We start from the raw sequence: 24,054 nt of genomic DNA, 5'->3' as shown, positions 1-24,054 counted from the left end.
TCGCGGCTATAGCCGGTCCAGCTCAAGACGCAGATCCGCGGCCAGCCGGTCCAGATCTGGCCCCCGCAGGTCGGTTGCCCCCAGCGTGGTTATCACATCAGCACCGATGGCCCGGCGCGCAGTCTCATAGGCGGGGTCGTAATGCTGCGTGATGAGCGCCTCCGTCAGCGCCGGTTTGTCGCCTTCGGCAATCCTCTGCAACCAGCCATCGACCACCGCATTGGAGCGATGTGCCCGCAACCCATCGAGACGCACGCGCAGCATCTCCGTGTTTGACAGAATATCATCATAACCCGCCAGCAAGTATCGACAACGCGCCGCCACAGGTGCGTGGATCTCGATCCGCGGAGCCTGTTTCATGGCCGCCCAGAGCTGCGGTGGGATGATCCGTGCGCCGATCTTGCTCGACTCCGCCTCCACCAGCACCGGGCGTTTCGGGTTCATCCGTGCCAGTTGACCGGCCAATGCGGATTCAAACGCCTTCTGGCTGGGCTGCGGGGTCGGGTGATCGCCCAGCAGCGAGCCGCGATGATGTGCCAGCCCCTCGAGGTCCAGCACCTGTGCGCCAAGCAGTCCAACACGCTGGAGGATATCGGTTTTTGCGGTGCCCGTGTAGCCATCCAGCGCAACGAAACGATGCGGCAACGCGGCTTTATAGAGATAGTCATGGACCAGTCTGCGGTAACTTTGGTAGCCGCCCTCGACCACATCCGCCCGCCATCCAATCTGCTGCAACAGCCAGGTAAAACTGCCGGACCGTTGCCCGCCGCGCCAACAGTAGACCAGCGGGCGCCAGGATCCCGGATGATGGCTCAGCCGTTGCTCAATATGGTCGGCAGCGTTGCGAAACACCTTCGCCGCACCGACCTTGCGGGCCAGAAACGGACTTTGCTGGACATAGATCGTGCCGACTTCGGCGCGCTCTTCATTATCCAGAACCGGCAGGTTTATGGCCCCGGGCCAGTGATCCTCAGCAAATTCGGCGGGACTCCGCACGTCGATGACACAATCGTAGTCTTGATCGAGAATTTCGGATAGCGATGTAAAACGAAGGGCCATGTCTGATGATCTACCGCGCCGCGCGCGCAAGGAAAAGTCGCATTCCCTTTATACCTTAAACATTTTATTATGGATCAAAGATTCGTCTGAAATTCTATCTATAAACCGATCACAGCCGGTTCCCGGATGTGAACTGGATGCTTTTTCCAGCGGGAGGCAGGACATGGCAGAGCCACAGATAGATACCTTGCAGTTCCCCGGTCATCTGATCCGGCGGTTGCACCAGATCTCTGTTGCCCTGTTTGCGGATCATATGGCGCGCAATGACATCGACCTGACACCGGTACAGTTTGCCGCGATTGACGCCCTGGCCCACGAACCCGGTGTTGATCAGGCAACAATCGCGGCCCGCATTGCCTATGACCGCGCAACGCTTGGAAAAGTGATCGACCGGCTAGAGGCCAAGGGGCTGATCCGGCGTGATATTTCTCCAGCTGATAGACGTGCGCGCGTTGTCACCCTGACGGAGGCTGGCCAGTCGCTCCTGAACAAAGCCATGCCGATTGTCGAGGCGCTACAGTCCGAAATCCTGACCGGCCTCAGCCCGGCGGAGCAGGTTCAGATCACCACATTGTTGACCAAGGCGACCCAGATCGGCGACCGGCTGCGCCGCGCTCCGCACCGCGCGCAAACAGGCTCGCAGAAGGAATTCTGACCCCGCTATCGCGCGGAGACGGCCCGGCAGCCATATGGTAAGTAGCGGATAACAAGCTGCCGACGCAGGACCCGAACAGCACCGTCAACGCCCTAGCCAGATCGCGTGCAACGCTGGTTATCGACCATAGGCCTTGCGCGCGAGGTCGATGCGGGCTTCCAGAATTGTCATTTCTTTCATGATATCACGGCGTTTTGAACGGTCGCCGGTATCGGCAAGCTGTTGGCGCAGAACCGCAAGCGTGCGCGACAGCGTGACGAACTCCGGCACACCGCCGCTCTCCTTGATCAATCGGTTGACCAGCGCATTCTCCGGGTCGTCAACCGGTGGCAACGGTTTGCCCGCTCCTGACAGGTTGTCAAAAGCGCCATCGGCCTCCGCCTTCTGGATACGCGCGTTGATAAGGTCAATCAGGGGGTGATCCATAACGGTGTTATGCCGCAGCTGACAGGAAAAACAAAGACCGCGCCGAAGATACGGCGCGGTCCAGTCTGGATTGTTGAGGCAGCGCAATAGCTGCGCCCGGTCACTTCTGGCTGATGCGGCCGTCGGTGTAGGGCTTATAGGGGGAGTTCTCGACCAGATACTCTGCCATGACATCCGCCAGATCCGGGCCAAAGTCATAGGCGTTCTTGTCGTCGCCTGCGAAGACCTTGTAGCCATCACCGCCATTGCGGACGTAGTTGTTTGTCACGACAACATAGGTCTTGGCCGGATCAATCGGCACGAAGCTGTCGCCTTCGCTCACCATGACCTCCTGAATGCGGCCCTCATTGGGTGCAACCGACGGATCCCAGGTGAATTTCAGACCAGCGACCTGCGGGAAGCGGCCCTTGACCTCTTCAACCTGGCTCACCCCGTTTTCCAGGGCCGCGATGACGTCCTCGCCAGTGATTTCAAAGGTCGAGAGCGTGTTCTGGAACGGCAGGACCGTCAGGACCTCTCCCATCGTGACCTCGCCCGGCTCCAGGCTCGCACGGATACCGCCCGAGTTGGCAATCGCTATGCTGACACCCTGATCCTTCACTCGGTCCAGCATCGCATCGGCCACCAGGTTGCCCATCTGGCATTCCTGAACACGGCAATTGTCGCGGTCGCCATCAACAGCTTCTGCGCTCTCGGCCACAACCTTGTTGCGGATCTCGTCCAGCGGTTTGGCCAGCTCGGCGATGCGTGCGACGGTATCCGCGTCCTCGGTGACAGTGCCATCCATAATCAGAGGTTCGCCAACCGCTTCGACGACATTGCCTGCATCATCGAAGGTCACGTTCAGCTCACCCAGGAACTTGCCATAGGCATAGGCCTGCACGATGGCCACATCATTGACCATGGTCGGGTATGGCCCTGAAGCATCTTCCGAAGTGTTGGAAAGATAGGTGTTGCTGTGCCCACCCACGATGACGTCCACACCCGTGGTGCCCGCCGCAACGCGCTGATCCACGGCATAGCCCGAATGGCTCAGCACGATGATCTTGTTGACGCCCTCGGCGGTCAGCCGGTCGACCTCCCCCTGCACGGCATCAACCGGGTTGGTGAAGGTGATGTTTTTGCCCGGGCTGGCCAGATCGGGCGTATCTTCGGGAGTGAGGCCGATCAGGCCGATCTTTTCACCGCCGCGTTCGATCACGGTGGATTTCTTCAGCACATCGGCCAAGGCAGGCTCAGCGCTGACATCGGCATTGGACATCAGAACCGGAAACTGAACCGAATCCATGAACCCGCGCAGGACCTCGGGGCCATCATCGAACTCGTGGTTGCCGACAGTCATGCCGTCATAGCCAAGCTTATTCATCATCTCGGCGGCAACTTTGCCCTTATAGTAGGTGTAGTAGAGCGAGCCCTGAAACTGGTCGCCACCATCAACAAGAATGCTGTTGTTGCTGCGCGCGCGCGCATCCGCCAGCGCAGTTACCAGACGTGCAGATCCGCCAAAGCACTTGCCCTCGGCATTGTCCCCTTCGCGGCAGCCGCTGTCATACTTGCTGATCGGCTCAAACCGCGAATGAAAGTCATTGGTGTGCAGGATGGTCAGCTTGTAGTCGGCTGCGGCTACGCCCGCCGTCAGGCCAAGCGCGGCAACAGACGTCAGAAAACGCGTCATCATGGAAACATACTCCCTTATTATTTTTCTATTGCCGGATGGTGAGGGGAAATGCGGGCGCAGTCAAAGGGGAAAAATTCATCACCGTGCTGTCTTTGCGTCAAGACCGATCATATTCAGCCTTGATTCACCTCTGCGCGCAGGGCATCACCGCGCCATGCTCATCTATAAAATCTTCCGCACCGACGAATGGACCACCCTTAAGGCAGAGGGTGAGACCCTCGGCGCCCCCATCGATCTGAGCGATGGTTACATTCATTTCTCCACCGCTGATCAGTCCCAGGAGACCGCAGCCAAGCATTTTGCCGGAGTTGACGGGCTTTGGCTGATTGCGGTCGATGCCGAACGGCTGGGGCTAGACCTGCGCTGGGAAGTGTCGCGGGGCGGCGCCGAGTTTCCCCATCTCTACCGCAAGATGACCATGACTGATGTGGTCTGGGCGAGACCGCTGCCGCTGGTCGACGGCACCCATCAATTCCCGGAGGATATGGCGTGAGCCTCGTTGAACGTCTTGCCCTTGGTGCGCTGCATCGCTGCGACCCGGAGACCGCCCATGGCCTGTCGATCAAGGCGCTGAAACTGGGGCTGGCGCCCGCCCCCGGCCCGGTCACCTCCCAGCGTCTTGCGACCGAGATCGCCGGTCTGTCCCTGCCAAATCCGGTTGGCTTGGCGGCGGGATTTGACAAGAACGCCGAAGCACTGCGCCCGCTCTCTCAGGCCGGGTTCGGCTTTATCGAGGTGGGGGCCGCGACGCCGCGCCCGCAACCCGGCAACCCCAAGCCGCGCCTGTTTCGTCTGACCGAAGATCAGGCGGCTATCAACAGGTTCGGCTTCAACAACGACGGCATGAGCGTGATCGGCCAGCGTCTTGCGGCCCGCCCGCGCGATGCTGTGATCGGCCTCAACCTTGGGGCCAACAAGGACAGCAGCGACCGCGCTGCCGATTTTGCCAAGGTGCTAGCCCATTGTGGGGCGCATCTGGATTTTGCGACGGTAAATGTCTCCTCGCCCAACACCGAGAAACTGCGCGATCTGCAAGGCAAGGCCGCCCTGTCAGCGCTGCTCAGCGGCGTGATTGAGACGCGGGACGGGCTGGACCAGCGGGTGCCGGTGTTCCTGAAAATCGCCCCCGACCTTGACCGCGCCGGGATCGAGGATATTGCCGAGGTGGCGCTTGAAACCGGTATTGATGCGGTGATTGCCACCAATACAACGCTTGATCGCGACGGGCTGAACAGTGCACATCGTGGCGAAACGGGCGGCCTGTCTGGCGCGCCGCTGTTTGAGAAATCCACCCGCGTTCTGGCGCAGCTTTCCGAGCTTCTGGACGGTCGGGTGCCTCTGATTGGGGTGGGCGGCATCTCCACAGCCGAACAAGCCTATGCCAAGATCTGCGCCGGCGCATCGGCGGTCCAGTTTTATACCGCCATGGTCTATGCCGGGCTGTCATTGGCCGGAGAGATCGCGCGCGGGCTGGACCAGCTGCTGGCCCGCGACGGTTTTGACACTGTCGCAGATGCCGTCGGCAGCAAACGCGGGGACTGGCTATGATCACCTACTGGCACAATCCGCGCTGCTCAAAATCCCGTGCGGGCCTTGCCCTGCTTGAGGAGGCCGGAACAGCGGTCACCCTGCGCCTTTATCTGAAAGATGCGCCCTCGGAGGCAGAGCTGGCGGAGGTTCAGGCCAAACTGGGTGTCACTGCAATTGAGATGATGCGCAGCGGCGATGCCACCTTCAGGGAGCAGAACCTCAGCCCATCGGATGATGACGCAACGCTGATCGCGGCGATGGCCGCGCATCCGATCCTGATTGAGCGCCCCATCGCCATTTCGGAAACAGCAGCCGTCATAGGCCGTCCTACCGAAGCGCTGAAAAAACTGCTCTGACAGGAGCTGCCCGAAACAGTGGCCGCCTGAAACACAGCTGCTCTCTTTCAGCCCATCCCCGACCTATGCGCCGACCTGCGCTTCGAGCCGTGGATAGCGCAGACCAAGCGTCGCACCTCGCGCAAGATTCAACACCATCAATGCCGCCCAAAGCCCGTGATTGCCGAGGAGCGGCACCAGAACCAACAGGGCCACAACGTAGATCGCCACCGATTGCAGCATCGCGATCCGCATGTCCCGCGTCCAGGTCGCCCCGATGTAGATCCCGTCGAACATATAGCTGGCCACACTGAGCAGCGGTAATATCGCAGCCCAGATCAGGTAATCCCGCCCTTCTGCCCGCACCTCAGGCGAAGTGGACATGACATCGATGAGCCAACCACCGCCCAGCCAGAACAGCAGCCCCAGTGCGATTGCGCCGCCCACGCCCCATTGGCTGGTCACCACCGCTGCGCGTCGCAGCTGCATCCGCGCCTTTGCACCGACCGCGCTGCCCACCAACGCCTCGGCAGAAAAGGCAAAACCGTCGAGCGCAAAGGCCGTTATCTCAACGAATTGCAGCAACACCTGATTGGCTGCGAGCGTCACATCGCCCAGATCGGCGCCGATGAATAGAAAGGTCGTGAAGGATCCGGTCAGCAGCACCGAGCGGATCATGATATCGCCATTGACCTGCATCATGCGTTTCAGCCGCACAGGATCGAACACACGGGCCCAGTTGCGCCACTGGCTGCCCGCAAAGGCATCGCGGCACAGCCACAGCCCCAGCGCAAGACCGCTCCATTCCGCGATCAGGGTTGCGACCGCGACCCCTTCGACTCCCCAGCCCAGCCCCAGCACGAACCAGAGATCCAGCAGAATATTGAGACCGTTCATCCAGATTTGCAGGGCAAAAACACCGCGTGTGCGTTCAACCGCGATCAGCCAGCCTGTGACCGCATATAGCGCGATGGTCGCAGGGGCACCCCAGATGCGAATCTGAAGGTAATCCCGCGCCAGCCACTCGACCTCGGCACTGGCAGGGGCCAGCGCAAAGGCCCCCCAGAACACCGCGACCTGTCCAACAATGAACACAAGGCCCGCAGCAAAGGCCAGCAGGATCCCCCGGGTGAGCAGCGCGCCCGTTTCTGCCCAGTCTCCAGCCCCGCGGGCCTGCGCGGCGAGACCCGTGGTGCCCATCCGCAGAAAACCGAAGATCCAATAGATCGTCGCCAGAATGACCGCACCGATGCCTACCGCCCCAATAGGAGCCGCCTGCCCCATCTGGCCGACAACTCCAGTATCCACGGCCCCCAGAATAGGCACCGTCGCATTCGAGAGTACAATCGGCAGCGCAATCTTCAGCACCCGCGCATGGCTGATCGGTTCCGGCACCTCGGCGCTGGCCGTGGACATGCGTTCTAGCCCTTGTCCCGAGGCGCGGCGTCGGCCACGAAATCCGGCGCGGCAGACCCCTGTTTTGCCGCCTCCTGCGGCATCAGGAAATGGCCCGTGGCCTGGGCGAACAATTTGTCCTTGTGATCCTGCCAGGCCGCCACATGGACCGAGGCATAGCGCCGACCGGACCGGGACACGGTGGCGCGTGCATAGGCGTCTCTCGGCAGCCCGGAACGCAGGTAATCCACCGTGAAATCAATGGTCTTCGGCTGGCGTGGCAATTTACCTGCGGCCAGTTCCTCAACATCGAGCGTGCCGCTTTCGATGCGCTCCCACAGGTTGGCCCAGGTCAGGGTCATCACGGCTGTCACCTCCAGAAAGGCCGCTGTGACACCACCGTGGATGGCGGGTAGAAACGGGTTACCGATCAGCTTGTGATCGAAATTTAGCTGCGCCGTCAGCTCATCGCCGCGACGATCAAACGTGATGTTGAGAAAACGCGCATAGGGCACGGATTCCACAAGCGCGGCGAGGGCAGCGTCGCGCCGCTGCTTCACCACCTGAACGGGTTCGGGACGGGGGCGGCTCAAAATTTTGCCTCCACGGTAAAGGCGCCAACCGCCGTGGCGACGGGATGTGCCTCATCCTCGTCCATCGCCGTCGCACGGACGAAGGCGACGTTGCGGGTCATGTGATGACAGGTCGCGCGGGTCACGATCCGCTGCCCGGGGGTGGCCGCACGCATGTAGTCGATACGCAGGTCGATCGTGGCGGTGCCGCCCGGCGCCGACGGGTGGCACATCACCGCCGCGCCGCAGCAGGTATCCATCAGCGCCGACACCGCGCCACCGTGGATCACCCCGGTTTCCGGGTCGCCGATCAGTTTCTCATCATAGGGCATCACGATCTCGGCCGTGCCATCCCCCAGTTCCGTGAGGGTCATCCCCAGTTCCTGCGCATGCGGGATGGCTTCAATGAACTGTCGCGCGAGCTGCGTCTTGTCGACCATGGGCTTCCCCGTTCCTATGTTTTCCTCTTTATCGGCCAGACCTTGGCCGAAGAGCAACCCCGGCGGTTGAACCCTTTGCCGGTTGTGCTTAGTTTGCGGGTAAGGGAGATACGGAATGACCGAACAGAAATTGTCATTCAAGGAGATGTGCAGCGAATTCGACGTGACCCCGCGCACGCTTCGCTACTATGAGTACATCGAATTGTTGCAACCCGATCGCGAAGGCCGGTCGCGGTTTTACGGTGCCCGCGAGCGGGCCCGGATGAAGCTGATTATGCGGGGACGCAAGTTCGGCTTCCAGCTCGAAGAGATCCGCCAGTGGCTGCTGATCTATGAAAACGAGGGCGATGAGGCTCAAAATCGCGCCTTTGTCGAAATGGCCGACCGCCAGATGGAAGAGCTGCGCAAGCAGCGCGAACAGCTCGACGAAGCGCTTCAGGAACTCCACGACCTGCGAGCCACCACGCTCAACCTGCTGAAACAAGACGCCTGATTCCCGCCGACCAAGCGTCAGGTCGGATCCGCTTTTGACACTCAACGCCCCGCCGACTGGTGGGGCGTTTGCCGTTCTGCGGGCTCGTCAGCACGTGATCTGCCGTCCATGTGACGGATGTTCCAATCAAAAAAATCGAACATAATCCACGCGAAAAAGCCCGATAATTTTGTCGGTAATTTGCACGATCGCCCTATTTTAAGGGCTGATAGCCAAACCCGAAACGAAGTAACGTTGCGTCAGTTCGGTGGATCCTACGTCACCTCGGAAAGTGACGCAGCGTTCAACTTACGTCAACGTCAAGTTGCTGTTGTAAACGACGGGCAAGCTGCTCACCTTAGTCTCACAACCCAGCAGTTATGAGTTACGACGATGACCGATGAAACCAAGACCATCCGCCAGATGTGCGATGAGTTCGGCGTTACGCCGCGTACATTGCGGTTTTACGAAGCCAAGGAGTTGCTGTTCCCGATCCGCGAGGGTCAGAAACGCCTCTTTACCAAACGCGACCAGGCCCGGCTCAAGCTGATCCTGCGCGGCAAGCGGTTTGGCTTCAGCCTCGAGGAAATCCGGCAACTTCTGAATCTCTATCATATGGGCGACCAGCAGCTGACGCAGTTGACCCGCACCTATGACATCGCCTGCGACCGGCTCGCCGATATGGAGCGGCAGCGCGATGAGCTGAACGAGGCCATTGACGATCTGAAAGAGCAGCTGCGTTGGGGCGAACGTGTGATCGCCTCGATGAGCGCCAAACAAGAAGCCGCGGAATAGATCCCGGCCCCCATGCCTGCCTGTCCCACGATGGGAGAGGCAACCAGACAGACACCGCAGAACCACAGCGAGGACCGCGATGCCCAGTTACACCGCCCCGATCAAAGACACTCAGTTCATTCTTCACAATGTTCTGAAGATCTCAGAAAGCGCCATTCCCGGCTATGACGAGCTGGACGCCGATTTCACCAATGCCGTGCTGGAAGAAGCAGGCAAGATCTCCAGCGAAGTCCTGCACCCGCTGAACACCGTCGGCGATACCGAAGGCTGCCGCCTTGAAAATGGCGTCGTCTACACACCGACCGGGTTCAAGGCTGCGTTTGAGCAGGTCAAGGAAGGCGGCTGGACCGGTCTCGACATGCCGGAAGAATACGGTGGCCAGAACATGCCCTATATCATGGGCACAGCCGTGGGCGAGATGTTCTCCGCTGCGAACCAGGCCTTCACCATGTATCAGGGCCTGACCCATGGCGCCGCGTCGGCGATCCTCGCCCATGGTAGCGACGCCCAGAAAGATACCTATCTGCCGAAAATGGTGTCCTGCGAATGGACCGGCACGATGAACCTGACCGAACCGCACTGCGGCACCGATCTGGGTCTGATGCGCACGAAGGCCGAACCGCAGGATGACGGCAGCTACAAGATCACCGGCCAGAAGATCTTCATCTCCTCCGGTGATCACGACATGGCCGACAACATCATCCATCTGGTGCTGGCCAAGATCCCCGGCGGCCCCGAGGGCATCAAAGGCGTGTCGCTCTTCATCGTGCCGAAGTTTATGGTGAACGAGGACGGCTCGCTCGGCGAACGCAATGGTGTCTCCGTTGGCAAGATCGAAGAAAAGATGGGCATCCACGGCAACTCGACCTGTGTGATGAACTACGACAGCGCAACCGGCTACCTGCTCGGCACCGAGCACAAGGGCATGCGCGCCATGTTCACGATGATGAACGAAGCCCGCCTCGGCGTTGGCATGCAGGGTCTGGCTCAGGCCGACGCCGCCTATCAGAACGCCTTGGAATATGCCAAGGACCGTCTTCAGGGTCGCGACGTGACCGGCGCCAAGAACCCGGAAGGCCCGGCAGACCCGCTGATCGTCCACCCGGACATCCGCCGCAACCTGATGGATCAGAAAAGCTTTGCCGAAGGCGCGCGCGCATTCATCCTCTGGGGCGCAAAGATGATCGACCAGGCGCATCGCGCCGCGGATAAGAATGCCGACGGGCTGATCTCGCTGCTGACACCGGTCATCAAAGGCTTCCTGACCGATCAGGGTTATGACATGACCGTTCAGGCGCAGCAGATCTACGGCGGTCACGGCTACATCGAAGAATGGGGCATGTCGCAATACACCCGCGATGCCCGGATCGCGATGATCTACGAAGGCGCCAATGGCGTTCAGGCGCTGGATCTGGTCGGCCGCAAGCTGGCGCAGGATGGCGGCAAACATGTCATGGCCTTCTTCGAGATGGTGAAGAATTTCTGCAAAGAAAACGGAGACATCTCCGACGCTTACAGCAAGGAGTTCATCGACCCTCTGAAAGCCGCGTCGAAGGACCTTCAGGCCGCTGGCATGTATTTCATGCAAAACGGCATGACCAACCCGAACAATGCGCTGTCTGGGTCTTATGACTTCATGCACATGTTTGGTCACGTCTGCCTCGGCCTGATGTGGGCGGAGATGGCCAAGGCGGCACAGGCAGAGCTTGACGCCGGGTCTTCTGACGCCGCGTTCTACGAGACAAAAATCGCGACCGGGCGGTATTACATGGCACGCAGGCTGCCTGCGACGGCGCTGCACCTCAGCCGTATCCAGACCGGCGGCGACACGGTGATGGCACTGGCGGCAGACCAGTTCTGAAGCGCAGTTTGATCACCTCGGGGCCCCTTTTCGTGAGGGTCTCCGACACCGCCCCCGTCTGATCATCGGGGCGGCAGGATAACAGGCGATCCGGGCCATCCGGGGCGCCAGAACCAGGGCGTCGCAATCGGAGGAGAGACAATGCCCAAACGCTTTCGCCTCACGCGCCGCCTGCCGGTTGCCATGACCGAAGACGGCTATCGCCGCTTGCGCCGATTTTCGCAGGAGGCCGGCCTCGACGAAGGCGAAGCCCTCTCCTTCCTGTTTGAGAATTTCGACAGCGTCACAGATCGCGACAACCTCACCCACCGGCTGCGGCTCTTCAATGCCGAGCTTGAGGACCGCAAAAAATAGGCCGGCCCACACCGTCCAAAGAAAACAGATGCCACAAGGCACGAGACAGCCACCAAAGGGGAGCCCCATGAGCGCAGAGCAAAAATCCAGCTGGATGACCGAAGAGCATCAGATGCTGGCGGATATGACCGCCCAGTTCATCACCCGCGAATGGGCGCCGAAATTCGAGACCTGGCGCAAGCAAGGCATGATGGATCGCTCCACCTGGAATGAAGCTGGCGCCCTTGGCCTGCTCTGCCCCTCCGTACCGGAAGAATACGGCGGCGTCGGTGGTGATTTTGGCCATGAAGCCGCAATCCTGATCGAAGGCAGCCGCGCCAATCTCGCCAGCTGGGGCCACGGGATCCATTCCGGCATCGTCGCCCATTACGTGCTGGCCTATGGGACCGAAGAGCAGAAACAGCGCTGGCTGCCCAGGATGATCACCGGCGAGCTGGTCGGCGCTCTGGCGATGACCGAACCCTCCACCGGCTCCGACGTGCAGCGGATCAAGACAAAAGCGGTCAAAGATGGCAACGCCTACCGGCTGAGCGGTCAGAAAACCTTCATCACCAATGGCCAGCACGCCAATCTGATCCTGGTGGCGGCCAAGACCGACCCCACCGAAGGATCCAAGGGCATCTCGCTGGTGGCGGTTGAGACCGATGGCGCAGAGGGTTTCAGCCGCGGCCGCAACCTCGACAAGATCGGCTGCCATGCCGCAGATACCTCGGAACTCTTCTTCGACAATGTCGAGATTGCGCCGGAAAACATCCTCGGCGGCGCCGAGGGTCAGGGCTTCTACCAGATGATGCAGCAGCTGCCGCAGGAACGGCTGATCATCGCCTGTGGCGCCGTCGGTGCCATGGAAGGGGCGGTTGAACGCACGATCGCCTATTGCAAGGAGCGCGAGGCCTTTGGCGGGCCGCTGACGCAGTTTCAGAACACCCGGTTCAAACTGGTCGAATGCCAGACAAAAACAAAGGTTGCCCGTGCTTTCCTTGATGAATGTATGGTCGAACATCTGCAGGGCAAGCTGACCGTGGAAAAGGCGGCGATGGCCAAATACTGGATCACCGATACCCAGGGTGAGGTGCTCGACGAATGTGTCCAGCTGCATGGCGGCTACGGGTTCATGCAGGAATATGCCGTGGCCGAGATGTGGGCAGATGCCCGCGTTCAGCGCATCTATGGCGGCACCAATGAGATCATGAAGGAATTGATCGCGAGGTCCCTGTGAGGCTTCGGGCTGCACATATAGACGCGGATGCCGGAAGCCTCCGGCGGGAGTATTTGGGGAAAGATGACAGGATGAGACGCGCCTCCCCCCGAGCTCTCCGCCTAATGGGTCGGCGCGCCGTCACCTTTCACGGTCATCGGCTCTCCAGCCTGTTCCGCAGGACCATGCTGACGCCATCTACCTTAATACGGAGTGAAGGTTCCGTCATCTTTCCAGAAATACTCCACGGGGGTGCGGGGGTGTGAAACCCCCGCTCCGCCAGCAGACACAGGGAGCAACATATGACACTCAAACTGCATTGTTTCGGTGAAAGCGGCCATTCCTATAAGGCCGCCCTGGCTCTTGAACTGGCCGGGATCGACTGGGAGCCGGTGTTTGTGGATTTTTTCAGCGGCACCACCCGGGGTGATGCCTTCCGTCGAGATATCAACGACATGGGAGAATGCCCGGTGCTGGTGGATGGCGATCTGACACTCAGCCAATCCGGGGTGATCCAGCAGTATCTGTCGGACACTTATGGCCGGTTCGGCGGCGCCACTTCCGAGGAAAAGCGCGAGATCCTGCGCTGGCAGCTATGGGACAATCACAAATTGTCCTCAAACGCAGGCTTGTGCCGGTTCCTGATGAATTTCCTGCCGGAAGACAAACGCCCGCAGGAGGTCATCGCCTTCCTTCAGGGCCGTCTGCAAGGCGCCTACGCGATCCTGGACAAACATCTTGAGGGGCGAAGCTGGATTGTCGGCGATGGGCTGACCAATGCCGATCTGACCTGCTGCTCCTATCTCTATTACCCCGAACCCTTCGGCTTTAATCGAGCCGAATGGCCCCATATTGACGCTTGGCTCTCGCGGCTGAGCGCACAACCGGGCTGGAAAGCCCCCTACGACCTAATGCCCGGCAACCCGTCGGACCGAGCCTGAGGAGACTGATATGACCGAAGCCTATATTTACGACGCCGTGCGCACCCCGCGTGGCAAAGGCCGCAAGGATGGATCCTTGCATGAAGTAACGGCCGCGCGTCTCTCTGCGGTGGCGCTCAACGCTCTGAAGGAGCGCAACAATCTGGAAGGCCACGCAGTCGAGGACGTGATCTGGGGCAATGTGACCCAGGTTGGCGAACAGGGCGCCTGCTTGGCGCGGACCGCTGTTCTGGCCTCTGATCTGGATGAATCGATCCCCGGCGTGTCGATCAACCGCTTCTGCGCCTCGGGTCTGGAAGCCGTCAACATGGCCGCCAACCAGGTGCGGGGACGTGCTGGTCATGCCTACATCGCCGGCGGTGTGGAATCCATGAGCCGTGTCCCCATGGGCATGGACGGCGGTGCCATTGCTGTTGATCCGGCGATTGCCATCGAGAACTACTTTGTGCCCCAGGGGATCTCGGCAGATATCATCGCCACCGAATATGGTTTCTCGCGTGATGATGCCGATGCCATGGCGGTGGAATCCCAGCGCCGGGCGAAGGCGGCCTGGGACGACAAGCGTTTTGCGCGCAGCGTTGTCCCGGTGCGCGATATCAACGGGCTGACCATTCTCGATCACGATGAATACATGCGCCCCGGCACCGACATGCAGTCGCTCGGCGGTCTGAACCCCTCGTTCCAGATGATGGGTGAGCAAATGCCCGGCTTCGACAAGATCGCGATGCTGAAATACCCGCATCTGGAGCGGATCAATCACATCCACCACGCGGGCAATTCCTCCGGCATCGTCGACGGCGCCGCTGCCGTACTGATTGGCGACAAGGAGTTCGGCGAGGCGATGGGCCTGAAACCGCGCGCCCGTATCAAGGCCACAGCCAAGATCGGCACCGACCCCACCATCATGCTGACCGGCCCCGTGCCCGTCACCGAGAAGATCCTGCGCGACAATGGCATGGAGATTGGTGACATCGACCTCTTTGAGGTCAACGAGGCCTTTGCCAGCGTCGTCATGCGGTTCGAGCAGGCCTTTGGCGTCGACCATGGCAAGGTGAACGTCAATGGCGGCTCGATTGCCATGGGCCACCCACTTGGTGCGACCGGCGCCATGATCCTCGGCGCACTGCTGGATGAGCTGGAGCGCAGCGACCGCGAAACCGGTCTTGCGACACTCTGCATCGGGTCCGGCATGGGCGCGGCCACCATCATCGAACGCGTGTAACCCAGGCGACAGGAGACTAAGATATGTCTGATTTCACAATGAAAAAAGACGCCGACGGCGTCGCCATCATCACCTGGGACTGCCCCGGCAAAAGCATGAACGTTCTGAACGGTCAGGCGATGCTAGACCTCGACGGGCTGGTTGACGACGCGCTGGCAGATGATGCCGTCAAGGGCATCGTCATCACCTCGGGCAAGAAAGACTTTGCCGGCGGCATGGATCTCAATGTGCTGGCCAAGATGAAAGAGGATGCCGGTGACGAACCCGCCCGTGGTCTGTTCGAAGGCATCATGAAAATGCACCACGGTCTGCGCAAGATCGAACGGGCCGGCATGGATCCGAAAACCAACAAGGGTGGCAAACCCGTGGCAGCAGCCCTGCCCGGCACAGCTGTTGGCATTGGTCTGGAACTGCCGCTGTCGACGCATCGCATCTTTGCCGCTGACAACCCCAAGGCCAAAATCGGCCTGCCGGAGATCATGGTCGGCATCTTCCCCGGTGCAGGCGGCACCACCCGTCTGGTACGCAAGATGGGTGCCATGAACGCTGCGCCCTTCCTGCTGGAAGGCAAGCTGGTCGATCCCAAAAAAGCCAAGGCCGCAGGCATCATCGACGAAGTGGTCGAGGATCCGCTGGCCGCCGCACGCGCCTGGGTTCTGGAGGCAAAAGACGCCGATATCGTCAAACCCTGGGATGCCAAGGGTTACAAGATGCCCGGTGGCGCGCCCTATCATCCTGCGGGCTTCATGACCTTCCTTGGTGCAGCAGCCATGGTGCATGGCAAAACATTTGGCGCCTTCCCGGCAGCCAAAGCGCTGCTGAGTGCGGTCTATGAAGGCGCGTTGGTGCCCTTTGATACCGCGCTGAAGATTGAGGCGCGCTGGTTCACCCATGTGCTGATGAACCCTTCGTCCGAGGCGATGATCCGCTCGCTCTTCCTCAACAAGGAAGCGCTGGAAAAAGGCGCTGTGCGCCCGGCGGGCATCGAGGATCAGTCGGTCAAGAAAATCGGCGTTCTGGGCGCTGGCATGATGGGGGCCGGTATCGCGCTGGTCTCCGCTCAGGCCGGGATGGAGGTTGTTCTGATCGACCGTGATCAGGCCGCCGCCGACAAGGGCAAGGCCTATACCGAAAGCTATCTCGACAAGGGCATCAAGCGCGGCAAAGTCACGGCCGACAAGAAAGAGGCGATGCTGTCACGCATCACCGCAACCCCTGATCTGGACCATCTCAAGGGCTGCGATCTGATCATCGAAGCGGTCTTTGAGGATCCCGGCGTGAAGGCGGAGATGACCAAGAAGGTCGAGGCGATCATCCCCGACGATTGCATCTTTGCCTCCAACACCTCGACGCTGCCGATCACCGGTCTGGCCGAGGCCTCGGTGCGCCCGGAGCAGTTCATCGGCATTCACTTCTTCTCACCGGTGGAAAAAATGTTCCTGGTGGAGATCATCAAGGGTGAGAAAACCGGCGACCGCGCAGTGGCCAAGGCGCTGGACTACGTGCGCCAGATCCGCAAGACTCCGATCGTGGTCAATGATGCCCGGTTCTTCTACTGCAACCGTTGCATCATCCCCTACGTGAACGAAGGCGCACGGATGATCACCGAGGGCGTTGCCCCTGCGTTGATCGACAATGCCGCACGCCAGTTGGGCTTCCCGGTCGGTCCGATCCAACTGACCGATGAGACCTCGATTGACCTCGGTGCCAAGATCGCTCGCGCCACCAAGGCGGCAATGGGCGATGCTTATCCCGAAAGTGCTGCGGATGATCTGATCTTCTGGATGGAAGAACAGGGCCGTCTGGGGCGCAAGTCCAACGCTGGTTTCTTCGACTATGACGACAAGGGCAAGCGGCAGGGTTACTGGAAGGGCATGCAGGAGAAATACCCGCTGGCCGAGGAACAGCCGGACCTGATCGAGGTCCAGGAACGCCTGATGTTTGCACAGGTCCTGGAAGCCGTGCGCGCGCTGGAAGAAGGTGTTCTGATGGACATTCGCGAAGGGGATGTTGGCGCGATCCTGGCCTGGGGCTTTGCGCCCTGGTCCGGTGGCCCGCTGAGCTGGCTGGACATCATCGGCACGCCATATGCTGCCGAGCGCTGCGACCAGCTGACCGCGAAATATGGCGAACGTTTCACCTGTCCGCCGCTGCTGCGCGAGATGGCTGAGAAAGGCCAGACTTTCTATGGCCGGTTCAGCCCGGAGGCCGAAAAGGCCGCCTGATTGAGGTCAGATGACGTCTGAAAGCTCTGAAAGCGGCGCCTCCGGGTGCCGCTTTTTTCACATCAGGAAAGCCGCCTAAGTGGTTATGAAAAATAAAAACCGCCTCCGATATGGTGACGGTCCTGTCTCTGTTTTCACTTGTTGGATTGCAGCGCGGTCTAGACCATCGCTGCGTATTCCGCAGCACCATGCCCACCAGGACCCATCGGCAATGTATTGGCCCAGACGCTTTCCTCGGTGATCATGTCGATCACCAGTTCGCGGGCAGCGTCGGGCTCCAGAACCCGATAAAGCTCGGCATAGGCGCTGGTGTCGAACGACAGAATGTCACGCGGTGACACGCTAAAGCTCAGCAGACCCGCCTCCAGATAGATGACCTCATCCTGTGCAAACCGTGGCACCACGATCTCGACCCGTGTGTCAGGCTCGACCCGGCCAATGCCGCGGTACCCTTCCAGCGCGCAGGCGGGTACGACAACAAACGGATCGCCCTGCCCATCACAGGCAAGATCGCTCTCGATCAGGATCCCCTGGTTCGGCATCACCCAGAGCGGCGCGCGATTGTTCAGCGCATCCTGCGGAATATGAACCGGGCATGTCAGCGGATTGGGTCCACCGCTGGAAAGCAGGATAGTTTCGCGGTGGATATCGACAATGGGCTGCATCCCATGGTCGAAGGTCAGGACCATATCGCCCACGGCCAAAGCCTCAATCGGGCGCCAGCCAAGATGTGAGGCCACATGGGTGCCCGACAGGATCCCGCCCTGTCCGGCTGCGACCAACGGGTACTCTGTTGCCAGAGCCTCGGCCATCGGAGAGAGCTTGCGTTTCAGCAGCCAATCCAGCATCGGTTTTCCCTTTCACCAAGGCAGCCATACGTTCTGCATGACCCGTCACGTTACCCGTCCGATAGGCGGCCACTGGCGCGCCTACGGGAGAGATGATCATGGTCGCGGATCGAAGATGCGCCATTTTGGCGAAGACTTCGGACCCTGCGCCGTCCCATGTGATTCCATCTCTCGACTACTGGTCTATCGGTGAATCGTTAAAAGAGTATTCAAACTGGGCAAGATCCGCCTCGCAAGCCTGAGCCACCGCCGCGCGGGCCGCGTCGGTATAGGCGTCCTGCCAGCCTCTGGGACGCTCTGAGACATTGGCCCGTGGCAGCTGCAGCTCAAAACCCAGGTGATCAAAGAGCGGGGCCGCATCGCATGCGAAATGTTCCAGGCGGATATAGCAGTCGCATTGTTCGCCCCCATCCGCGCGCCGCATATATGACCGCGCCGGATGGGCACGAAACGCTGCAAGCATCCGGGGATCGCTGGCAAAATCGGGAAATGCCAACGCTTTGGCCAGGGCGACCGAAGGGTGATCAAAGCTCTGCTCGCGCAGCCAGTGATAGAGGCTCAGCACCCGATCAAACGGGTTCCGTACCAGCGTAAAGGCAAAGAGACCGCGCAGCTGCGCCTCGGGCACCAGACCGTCGATATCGGCAAGAGTTGAGTGTTTCCACAATCGGCCCCGGGTTTTAGCGTCTCTGAGGCGTCGCCGCCGCTTGCTGGCCTTGGGCGTGTCGCCGAGCATGAGATCATCTGCCATGGCCCGCGCCTCCAGCGCGAGGGACAGCGCGGTGCCCCCGGTCTTGGGGATATGCACGAAGATATAGGAACGGCCAGGCGACAGGATCATGACAGGCAGGCTAAGCGGTTTGAAGACCAATGGAAACCTCGGCCCTGTCAGACAAAAATGTCTTACGCCTTTCATTGGGGGCAACTTTGCGCAATATCTTGCAACCACGTCGCATGAATCATCTTGGAGGGGTCGAAATGGGTTGGATGTCGGACGAGTCGGGACTGGAGAAAACCGCCGCCAACTATGTGCCGCTGACGCCGCTGTCACATCTGCGCCGGGCCGCGCATGTGTTTGCCGATGTCCCTGCCGTCATCTACGGCAGCCATCGCAAGACCTATGCGGCCTATTATGATCGCTGCACGCGGCTGGCTTCGGCGCTTGCGGGGATGGGCGTCCGCCCCGGCGACGTGGTGGCGACCTTGATCCCCAACCTGCCGGCCCAGGCCGAAGCGCATTTTGGCGTGCCTGCCTGCGGTGCCGTTCTCAACACGATCAACACACGTCTCGACGTCAGCACGGTCGCCTATATTTTCGACCACGGAGAGGCCAAGGTCGTGCTGGTCGACAGCCAGTTCCTGCCACTCGCCGAAGAGGCCAAAGCAGCCTGCGACGGCCCGGGACCGCTGATCATTGAGGTCCCGGATGATCAGGCAGCCTATCCGGCGTCCGGTCGGCACCCGGTCTACGAGCATGTTCTGGCCGCTGCCTCCCATGATTTCGACTGGATCATGCCGCAGGACGAATGGGAAAGCCTTGCGCTCAACTACACCTCCGGCACCACGGGCCGCCCGAAAGGCGTGGTCTACCATCACCGTGGCGCCTATCTGATGACCATGGGCACGGTGATTTCCTGGCGCATGGTGATGCAGCCGAAATACCTTGCCATTGTACCACTGTTTCACTGCAACGGCTGGAACCACACCTGGATGATGCCGGTTCTGGGTGGCACCCTGGTGTGCTGTCGCGATATCACCGCGCCCGCGATCTACGATGCGATTGCCGACGAAGGGGTGACCCATTTCGGCGGTGCGCCAATTGTGCTCAATATGCTGGTGAACGCACCCGAAGAGGACCGGCGCAGCTTTGATCACACGGTCGAGGTCTTCACCGCCGGCGCCCCGCCCGCCCCGGCCACCCTGCAAAAGATCGAGGCTATCGGCTTTCATGTCACGCAGGTCTACGGGCTGACGGAAACATATGGCCACGTCACCGAATGCCTGTGGAAAGGCGGCAGCTGGGACACACTGGACCAGCAGGGCCGGGCCGCGATCAAGGCGCGTCAGGGCGTGGCCTTCCCGATGATGGATCACATTACGGTCATGTCCGACGATATGCAGCAGATTCCGATGAACGGTCAGGATCAGGGTGAGATCGTGATGCGCGGCAATTCGGTCATGAAGGGATATCTGAAGAACCCCGAAGCCACCGCCGAGGCCTTTCAGGGGGGGTATTTCCATTCCGGCGATATCGCCGTGCAGCATCCCGATGGCTATATCCAGATCGCCGACCGCGCCAAGGATATCATCATCTCCGGCGGCGAGAATATCTCCTCGGTGGAGGTTGAGGGCGTGCTGATGGGGCACCCCGATGTGAACCTAGCCGCGGTGGTTGCCAAACCTGACGAAAAATGGGGCGAAGTGCCTTGTGCTTTTGTCGAGTTGAAGCCCGGCGCGGAGGTTGATCCTGCCGAACTGATCCGCTTTGCGCGCGAAACGCTGGCCGGTTTCAAAGCGCCAAAACAGGTGATTTTCCAAGAACTTCCCAAGACATCGACCGGAAAGATCCAGAAATTCGAACTGCGCCAGCAGGCCAAGGCTCTCTGACCCGGTTTCCTGACCAAAGCAGGCGCGAACTGCCGCAAAGTCAATTGCTGACGCTGGGGGCTGCGTGCTATTTGATCTGTGAACAATCGACGGTGAGGACGCGCCCCATTCATGACGGCATTGCGGGAATATCAACGGCTGGAAGCTGCTGCGCTGTGGCGGGCTGCCCCTGACGCGCAGCGGCGCGATGTGATCGTCTCGGTTGGCGACGCGACCCTGACCATTGCGGATATGAATGACCGGCCACTGGCCCATTGGTCACTGGCAGCACTAGAGCGACAGAACCCCGGCAGTTTCCCCGCGTTGTTCCACCCTTACGGAGATCAGGGCGAAACGCTGGAGATCGCCGAAGATGAAACCGCGATGCTGGACGCAATCGACCGTTTGCAATCCGCCCTCACCCGCGCTCGTGCCCGCCCCGGTCGCCTTCGCTCGGTGACGCTGCTGTCGGCGCTGGCTGTCGTGACCGGTCTGGCGGTGTTCTGGCTGCCCGATGCGCTGCTCTCGCATACAGTGAATGTGGTGCCGGACATCAAACGCAAGGCGCTAGGACAGGCGCTGCTTGGCCGGATCGAACGGGTGTCAGGTCAGGCCTGCAGCACATTGGAGACCGCGCCCATTCTGGAACGTCTCGCAGAGCGGCTGGATGTGCGTCAGTTGGTGATCCTGCGCAGCGGCGTGGCCAGCAGCCTTTATCTACCAGGTGGCATCGTGCTTCTGAACCGCGAGCTGGTGGAGGATCACGAAGATCCGGCGGTAGCAGCTGGCGCGGTACTGGTGGAGCGCGCCCGTGCGGTGGAAAAAGACCCCCTGGCCGAGCTTCTGGCCGCGGGCGGCATTCGCGCCACCTTCAGGATGCTCACAACCGGTGAACTGACCCGTGCAACCCTCGACCGTTATGCGGAAACCGTCATCAGCGCGCCGCGCCCCACGCCGGACGAGGCCACGACACTCGCTGAATTTGCCCGTGCTGCCGTTCCCTCCAGCCCCTATGCCTACGCTCAGGACATTACCGGTGAAACAGTGCTCGGCCTGATCGAGGCCGATCCGATGGCGGGCCGTGACTTGCAGCCGGTACTGAATGACCGCGACTGGGTGCAGCTACAAAGCATCTGCGGCTGATCCACCAACTCCGGTGTGGAACACATCGCATCTCTGACACGATGCGTTGAGATTTCTGCATCCTGTCACCGGGCCGCTGCACGCAATACTGACGCAAACGTCGAGCATTCGGAATCCCGATCGGAACTTCACTGCGAACGTTTCCAGGGTCGGCAGAATGCGACGGAGCTGACATACCCTTTTTCCTGCTGAATGGCTGCTACAGATACCTGAATACGAGTTCCAAATCAGCCATCAACGGTTGTGTTGTGCATGTTTCCCCACTATCTGCACGTCATCTGTAATGGAGATTTCATGTCCTGGTAAGGAAGGGAGGCAGCGCGCCTCCCGGAGCACATACAAGATCGCAAACATCGCCGTCACTTTGTAGCTGACGGGTCGGTTTGATGTGCTCACTCGTTTCCTACCATCGGCGCCCAAAATTGACTTGGGCCAGAGACATGAAAGTGAACACCCTATGACGAGGGATTACTCAGACTTCCTTCCGCGTCGCGCGCGCGACACCGGATCACAGGCCAAACTCAGCCCCCTTCATGCGCTGGGATGGCAACCGTTTTTCACCCAGCAAGTTAGCGTGGAAGACATGGCCGCGATACCTCCTGTTCGCGTTGTCGAAGTGCATCGCAGCGGGCTGCACGCCCTTGGTGACGGCATCGATACCATCCTTCCGCCCAGAGCCGATGTGACTGTCGGGGACTGGCTGTTGCTGGACCAGTCGCACCCGCGGTCCAGTCGGGCTCTTGAGCGTGCCAGCCTTATCAAGCGGCGCGCGCCCGGCACCGACCGGCAGGAACAACTAATCGCGGCGAACATTGATACGGCCTTTATCGTCACGTCCTGCAATCAGGACTTCAAATTGGCCCGGCTTGAACGCTATGCCTCCTTGGCGTTCGAGGCGCGGATCACGCCCGTCATCGTCCTCACGAAAACCAACCTCTTGGCGGATCCTCAAGACTACATTGACGCGGCCCACGCGGTGTCGGACATAATCGACGTCGTCGCACTTGACGCGCGCGGTTCTGCCCCGAAGACAGACCTTGCGACCTGGTGCAAGCCCGGCAAGACGGTAGCGTTCCTTGGCTCATCCGGTGTTGGGAAATCGACGCTGGCCAATGCGTTGCTCGACAGCCAATCCATCGAGACCCAGACCATTCGCGAGGACGACGCGAAGGGGCGGCATACGACGACGCGGCGTGAGCTTCATGCTATGCGCAATGGCTGTCTGATCCTGGACACGCCGGGCATGCGGGAATTGCAGCTCACCGATGCGGCGGACGGAATCAATGATCTCTTTGCCGATATTCAGGAGTTGGCCGCGCGGTGTCGATTCAACGACTGTCAGCACGAGACCGAGCCGGGATGCGCGATTCTGACGGCTGTTGATGATGGCGTTCTCGATGCCCGTCGGCTTGGCAGATGGCGTAAGCTGATAGCGGAGGACGCGTTCAACTCCGCGAGCCTTGTGGAACGCAGGTCGCGCGACAGGGCGTTCGGAAAAATGGTGCGCGGCGTCAAGAAAATCAAAGATGTCAGGAGGTAAGACGATGACGCAGTCGAAAGCAGGTCAAATCGTATGGCACGATCTTTTCACATCGGACAGGGCGTGTTCGATGGCATTTTACCAGCACGTGGCCAAATGGACGTATGAAGTCGAGCGGGCGACGGATTTTGCCTGGGGAGGCGGCGAGAAGGATTTCATCCTCGCCCTCTCCGGGGACGAAGCGGGTGCGGGGTTGGCCGAGACGCCTGCCGAGCAGGAAAATGGCTGGATCGCCTACATCGAGGTTCCCGACGTGGACGCGGCGGTCAGACGCGTCGCCACGCTCGGAGGCAAGATCGTTCGGGAGCCATTCGAGGTGCCGGGTGTCGGTCGCAACGCACTCGTCCGCGATCCGCTCGGTGCTCTGGTCGGGATTTCGCTGTCCCGGCACAGCTTCCCTGTTCCGCACCGGCAGTTCGGCCCTGACGTGTACGTCGGCAACGGGACTGACTTCCCGCTGGCGTTCTATGCAGAGCTTTTTGGATGGAAGGTCTCTCCCGAGCAGGACACGGATTGTCTTGCACTCCTCGGGCCTGAGGGCGATCTTGTTGCACTCCAACATGCCGCGACCTGGCCAATCGGTTCAAATGCAGCTTGGGTCCCGTGCATCAAGGTTGCTTCAGTCGCCGATGCCTGCCGTGCTGCTGAAGCCGAAGGGGCGCGTCCGGCTCCTGTGGATGTGAAGGGAACTTTTCAAGCCCGTAACCCCATCCTGTGTGATCCAGACGGCGCGCCATTTGCTCTTGGCATCGAATAGACGACCACTTTCTAGCAGTTCG

General features: G+C 60.5%; 24 protein-coding genes. 16 read left to right on the top strand and 8 right to left on the bottom strand.

The window, feature by feature from the left end:
• Positions 1-6: 6 nt before the first annotated feature.
• Positions 7-1,059 carry a tRNA 2-selenouridine(34) synthase MnmH gene (gene mnmH / locus VXL81_RS06940; RefSeq protein ID WP_416553480.1) on the bottom strand — a complete coding sequence of 351 codons (1,053 nt, stop codon included), beginning with the start codon at positions 1,057-1,059 and terminating at the stop codon, positions 7-9.
• Between the two features lie 163 nt (positions 1,060-1,222).
• Here mnmH and VXL81_RS06935 point away from each other — a divergent pair, with 163 nt between their 5' ends.
• On the top strand, positions 1,223-1,714 hold the full coding sequence (locus VXL81_RS06935; RefSeq protein WP_416536217.1) for a MarR family winged helix-turn-helix transcriptional regulator: 492 nt from the start codon (positions 1,223-1,225) through the stop codon (positions 1,712-1,714).
• Positions 1,715-1,831: 117 nt separating this feature from the next.
• On the opposite strand, the gene VXL81_RS06930 is transcribed toward VXL81_RS06935, so the two are convergent.
• Both VXL81_RS06930 and VXL81_RS06925 read right to left on the bottom strand, forming a co-directional pair.
• Entirely contained in the window at positions 1,832-2,140 is a 309-nt protein-coding gene (locus VXL81_RS06930; RefSeq protein ID WP_416536219.1) for a DUF1992 domain-containing protein, read from the bottom strand.
• A gap of 100 nt (positions 2,141-2,240) precedes the next feature.
• Complete coding sequence (locus VXL81_RS06925) at positions 2,241-3,818, bottom strand: bifunctional metallophosphatase/5'-nucleotidase (protein WP_340545282.1); 1,578 nt, start codon at positions 3,816-3,818, stop codon at positions 2,241-2,243.
• A 154-nt stretch (positions 3,819-3,972) separates the two neighbouring features.
• Between VXL81_RS06925 and VXL81_RS06920 the strand changes: the two genes are divergently transcribed.
• The 3 genes from VXL81_RS06920 to arsC are packed head-to-tail and all read left to right on the top strand — an operon-like array spanning position 3,973 to position 5,704.
• The gene (locus VXL81_RS06920) at positions 3,973-4,311 is read left to right on the top strand and encodes a DUF952 domain-containing protein (RefSeq protein WP_416553478.1); all 339 of its coding nucleotides are present in this window, start codon (positions 3,973-3,975) and stop codon (positions 4,309-4,311) included.
• Complete coding sequence (locus tag VXL81_RS06915) at positions 4,308-5,366, top strand: quinone-dependent dihydroorotate dehydrogenase (RefSeq protein WP_416553476.1); 1,059 nt, start codon at positions 4,308-4,310, stop codon at positions 5,364-5,366. The genes VXL81_RS06920 and VXL81_RS06915 overlap by 4 nt, the downstream gene beginning before the upstream one ends.
• A complete protein-coding gene (gene arsC, locus VXL81_RS06910) occupies positions 5,363-5,704 on the top strand; it encodes an arsenate reductase (glutaredoxin) (RefSeq protein ID WP_340545279.1) in 342 nt (113 codons plus the stop codon). Before VXL81_RS06915 ends, arsC begins: the two co-directional genes overlap by 4 nt.
• A 63-nt stretch (positions 5,705-5,767) precedes the next feature.
• Here arsC and VXL81_RS06905 read toward each other — a convergent pair whose 3' ends face one another.
• Genes VXL81_RS06905 through VXL81_RS06895 form a run of 3 tightly spaced genes read right to left on the bottom strand, consistent with a single transcriptional unit; the run spans position 5,768 to position 8,090 of the window.
• On the bottom strand, positions 5,768-7,099 hold the full coding sequence (locus VXL81_RS06905; RefSeq protein WP_416553474.1) for an MATE family efflux transporter: 1,332 nt from the start codon (positions 7,097-7,099) through the stop codon (positions 5,768-5,770).
• A gap of 5 nt (positions 7,100-7,104) precedes the next feature.
• Positions 7,105-7,671: a PaaI family thioesterase gene (locus tag VXL81_RS06900; protein ID WP_416540323.1), complete on the bottom strand. Its 567-nt coding sequence runs from the start codon at positions 7,669-7,671 to the stop codon at positions 7,105-7,107.
• Positions 7,668-8,090: a PaaI family thioesterase gene (locus tag VXL81_RS06895; protein WP_340545276.1), complete on the bottom strand. Its 423-nt coding sequence runs from the start codon at positions 8,088-8,090 to the stop codon at positions 7,668-7,670. The genes VXL81_RS06900 and VXL81_RS06895 overlap by 4 nt, the downstream gene beginning before the upstream one ends.
• Before the next feature lie 115 nt (positions 8,091-8,205).
• On the opposite strand from VXL81_RS06895, the gene VXL81_RS06890 reads away from it, so the two are divergent.
• The 8 genes from VXL81_RS06890 (at position 8,206) to VXL81_RS06855 (ending at position 17,158) form a co-directional block, all read left to right on the top strand.
• Positions 8,206-8,583: a MerR family transcriptional regulator gene (locus tag VXL81_RS06890; RefSeq protein WP_340545275.1), complete on the top strand. Its 378-nt coding sequence runs from the start codon at positions 8,206-8,208 to the stop codon at positions 8,581-8,583.
• 372 nt (positions 8,584-8,955) lie between these two features.
• Positions 8,956-9,357 carry a MerR family transcriptional regulator gene (locus tag VXL81_RS06885; protein WP_340545274.1) on the top strand — a complete coding sequence of 134 codons (402 nt, stop codon included), beginning with the start codon at positions 8,956-8,958 and terminating at the stop codon, positions 9,355-9,357.
• A 79-nt stretch (positions 9,358-9,436) separates the two neighbouring features.
• Positions 9,437-11,218, top strand: coding sequence for an acyl-CoA dehydrogenase C-terminal domain-containing protein (locus tag VXL81_RS06880; RefSeq protein ID WP_416553472.1), 1,782 nt, complete (start codon positions 9,437-9,439; stop codon positions 11,216-11,218).
• A gap of 141 nt (positions 11,219-11,359) precedes the next feature.
• The gene (locus VXL81_RS06875) at positions 11,360-11,572 is read left to right on the top strand and encodes a hypothetical protein (protein WP_340545272.1); all 213 of its coding nucleotides are present in this window, start codon (positions 11,360-11,362) and stop codon (positions 11,570-11,572) included.
• A 67-nt stretch (positions 11,573-11,639) separates the two neighbouring features.
• Positions 11,640-12,791, top strand: a complete 1,152-nt coding sequence (locus tag VXL81_RS06870; RefSeq protein ID WP_416536233.1) for an acyl-CoA dehydrogenase family protein — start codon at positions 11,640-11,642, stop codon at positions 12,789-12,791.
• 281 nt (positions 12,792-13,072) lie between these two features.
• Positions 13,073-13,711, top strand: coding sequence for a glutathione S-transferase family protein (locus VXL81_RS06865; protein ID WP_416553470.1), 639 nt, complete (start codon positions 13,073-13,075; stop codon positions 13,709-13,711).
• Between the two features lie 10 nt (positions 13,712-13,721).
• The gene (locus VXL81_RS06860) at positions 13,722-14,933 is read left to right on the top strand and encodes an acetyl-CoA C-acetyltransferase (protein WP_416553468.1); all 1,212 of its coding nucleotides are present in this window, start codon (positions 13,722-13,724) and stop codon (positions 14,931-14,933) included.
• A 23-nt stretch (positions 14,934-14,956) separates the two neighbouring features.
• The gene (locus VXL81_RS06855) at positions 14,957-17,158 is read left to right on the top strand and encodes a 3-hydroxyacyl-CoA dehydrogenase NAD-binding domain-containing protein (protein WP_416536239.1); all 2,202 of its coding nucleotides are present in this window, start codon (positions 14,957-14,959) and stop codon (positions 17,156-17,158) included.
• A gap of 158 nt (positions 17,159-17,316) precedes the next feature.
• On the opposite strand, the gene VXL81_RS06850 is transcribed toward VXL81_RS06855, so the two are convergent.
• Both VXL81_RS06850 and VXL81_RS06845 read right to left on the bottom strand, forming a co-directional pair.
• Positions 17,317-18,006: a Hint domain-containing protein gene (locus VXL81_RS06850; RefSeq protein ID WP_416537375.1), complete on the bottom strand. Its 690-nt coding sequence runs from the start codon at positions 18,004-18,006 to the stop codon at positions 17,317-17,319.
• Positions 18,007-18,181: 175 nt separating this feature from the next.
• Positions 18,182-18,847, bottom strand: a complete 666-nt coding sequence (locus VXL81_RS06845; RefSeq protein ID WP_416553466.1) for a sulfotransferase family 2 domain-containing protein — start codon at positions 18,845-18,847, stop codon at positions 18,182-18,184.
• A gap of 137 nt (positions 18,848-18,984) precedes the next feature.
• On the opposite strand from VXL81_RS06845, the gene VXL81_RS06840 reads away from it, so the two are divergent.
• The 4 genes from VXL81_RS06840 to VXL81_RS06825 all read left to right on the top strand — a co-directional run bounded on the left by VXL81_RS06840 (position 18,985) and on the right by VXL81_RS06825 (position 24,032).
• Positions 18,985-20,613, top strand: a complete 1,629-nt coding sequence (locus VXL81_RS06840) for an AMP-binding protein (protein WP_416536245.1) — start codon at positions 18,985-18,987, stop codon at positions 20,611-20,613.
• A gap of 111 nt (positions 20,614-20,724) precedes the next feature.
• On the top strand, positions 20,725-21,735 hold the full coding sequence (locus VXL81_RS06835; RefSeq protein ID WP_340545265.1) for a hypothetical protein: 1,011 nt from the start codon (positions 20,725-20,727) through the stop codon (positions 21,733-21,735).
• 457 nt (positions 21,736-22,192) lie between these two features.
• Positions 22,193-23,275 (top strand): ribosome small subunit-dependent GTPase A, encoded by a 1,083-nt coding sequence (rsgA, locus tag VXL81_RS06830; RefSeq protein WP_416553464.1) that lies wholly within the window; start codon positions 22,193-22,195, stop codon positions 23,273-23,275.
• 4 nt (positions 23,276-23,279) lie between these two features.
• On the top strand, positions 23,280-24,032 hold the full coding sequence (locus VXL81_RS06825; protein ID WP_416537372.1) for a VOC family protein: 753 nt from the start codon (positions 23,280-23,282) through the stop codon (positions 24,030-24,032).
• Positions 24,033-24,054 lie beyond the last annotated feature (22 nt).

The sequence above is a fragment of the Phaeobacter sp. JH204B genome (genome assembly GCF_048055755.1).
Lineage (GTDB): Bacteria > Pseudomonadota > Alphaproteobacteria > Rhodobacterales > Rhodobacteraceae > Phaeobacter > Phaeobacter bryozoorum.
This window is presented reverse-complemented; position numbering and strand designations above follow the sequence as displayed.

Coding starts and splice junctions, on each gene's coding strand:
- mnmH (WP_416553480.1), bottom strand. CDS start 1,059: ATGGCCCTTCGTTTTACATCGCTATCCGAAATTCTCGATCAAGACTAC.
- VXL81_RS06935 (WP_416536217.1), top strand. CDS start 1,223: ATGGCAGAGCCACAGATAGATACCTTGCAGTTCCCCGGTCATCTGATC.
- VXL81_RS06930 (WP_416536219.1), bottom strand. CDS start 2,140: ATGGATCACCCCCTGATTGACCTTATCAACGCGCGTATCCAGAAGGCG.
- VXL81_RS06925 (WP_340545282.1), bottom strand. CDS start 3,818: ATGATGACGCGTTTTCTGACGTCTGTTGCCGCGCTTGGCCTGACGGCG.
- VXL81_RS06920 (WP_416553478.1), top strand. CDS start 3,973: ATGCTCATCTATAAAATCTTCCGCACCGACGAATGGACCACCCTTAAG.
- arsC (WP_340545279.1), top strand. CDS start 5,363: ATGATCACCTACTGGCACAATCCGCGCTGCTCAAAATCCCGTGCGGGC.
- VXL81_RS06905 (WP_416553474.1), bottom strand. CDS start 7,099: ATGTCCACGGCCAGCGCCGAGGTGCCGGAACCGATCAGCCATGCGCGG.
- VXL81_RS06895 (WP_340545276.1), bottom strand. CDS start 8,090: ATGGTCGACAAGACGCAGCTCGCGCGACAGTTCATTGAAGCCATCCCG.
- VXL81_RS06890 (WP_340545275.1), top strand. CDS start 8,206: ATGACCGAACAGAAATTGTCATTCAAGGAGATGTGCAGCGAATTCGAC.
- VXL81_RS06885 (WP_340545274.1), top strand. CDS start 8,956: ATGACCGATGAAACCAAGACCATCCGCCAGATGTGCGATGAGTTCGGC.
- VXL81_RS06880 (WP_416553472.1), top strand. CDS start 9,437: ATGCCCAGTTACACCGCCCCGATCAAAGACACTCAGTTCATTCTTCAC.
- VXL81_RS06875 (WP_340545272.1), top strand. CDS start 11,360: ATGCCCAAACGCTTTCGCCTCACGCGCCGCCTGCCGGTTGCCATGACC.
- VXL81_RS06870 (WP_416536233.1), top strand. CDS start 11,640: ATGAGCGCAGAGCAAAAATCCAGCTGGATGACCGAAGAGCATCAGATG.
- VXL81_RS06865 (WP_416553470.1), top strand. CDS start 13,073: ATGACACTCAAACTGCATTGTTTCGGTGAAAGCGGCCATTCCTATAAG.
- VXL81_RS06860 (WP_416553468.1), top strand. CDS start 13,722: ATGACCGAAGCCTATATTTACGACGCCGTGCGCACCCCGCGTGGCAAA.
- VXL81_RS06855 (WP_416536239.1), top strand. CDS start 14,957: ATGTCTGATTTCACAATGAAAAAAGACGCCGACGGCGTCGCCATCATC.
- VXL81_RS06850 (WP_416537375.1), bottom strand. CDS start 18,006: ATGCTGGATTGGCTGCTGAAACGCAAGCTCTCTCCGATGGCCGAGGCT.
- VXL81_RS06845 (WP_416553466.1), bottom strand. CDS start 18,847: ATGATCCTGTCGCCTGGCCGTTCCTATATCTTCGTGCATATCCCCAAG.
- VXL81_RS06840 (WP_416536245.1), top strand. CDS start 18,985: ATGGGTTGGATGTCGGACGAGTCGGGACTGGAGAAAACCGCCGCCAAC.
- VXL81_RS06835 (WP_340545265.1), top strand. CDS start 20,725: ATGACGGCATTGCGGGAATATCAACGGCTGGAAGCTGCTGCGCTGTGG.
- rsgA (WP_416553464.1), top strand. CDS start 22,193: ATGACGAGGGATTACTCAGACTTCCTTCCGCGTCGCGCGCGCGACACC.
- VXL81_RS06825 (WP_416537372.1), top strand. CDS start 23,280: ATGACGCAGTCGAAAGCAGGTCAAATCGTATGGCACGATCTTTTCACA.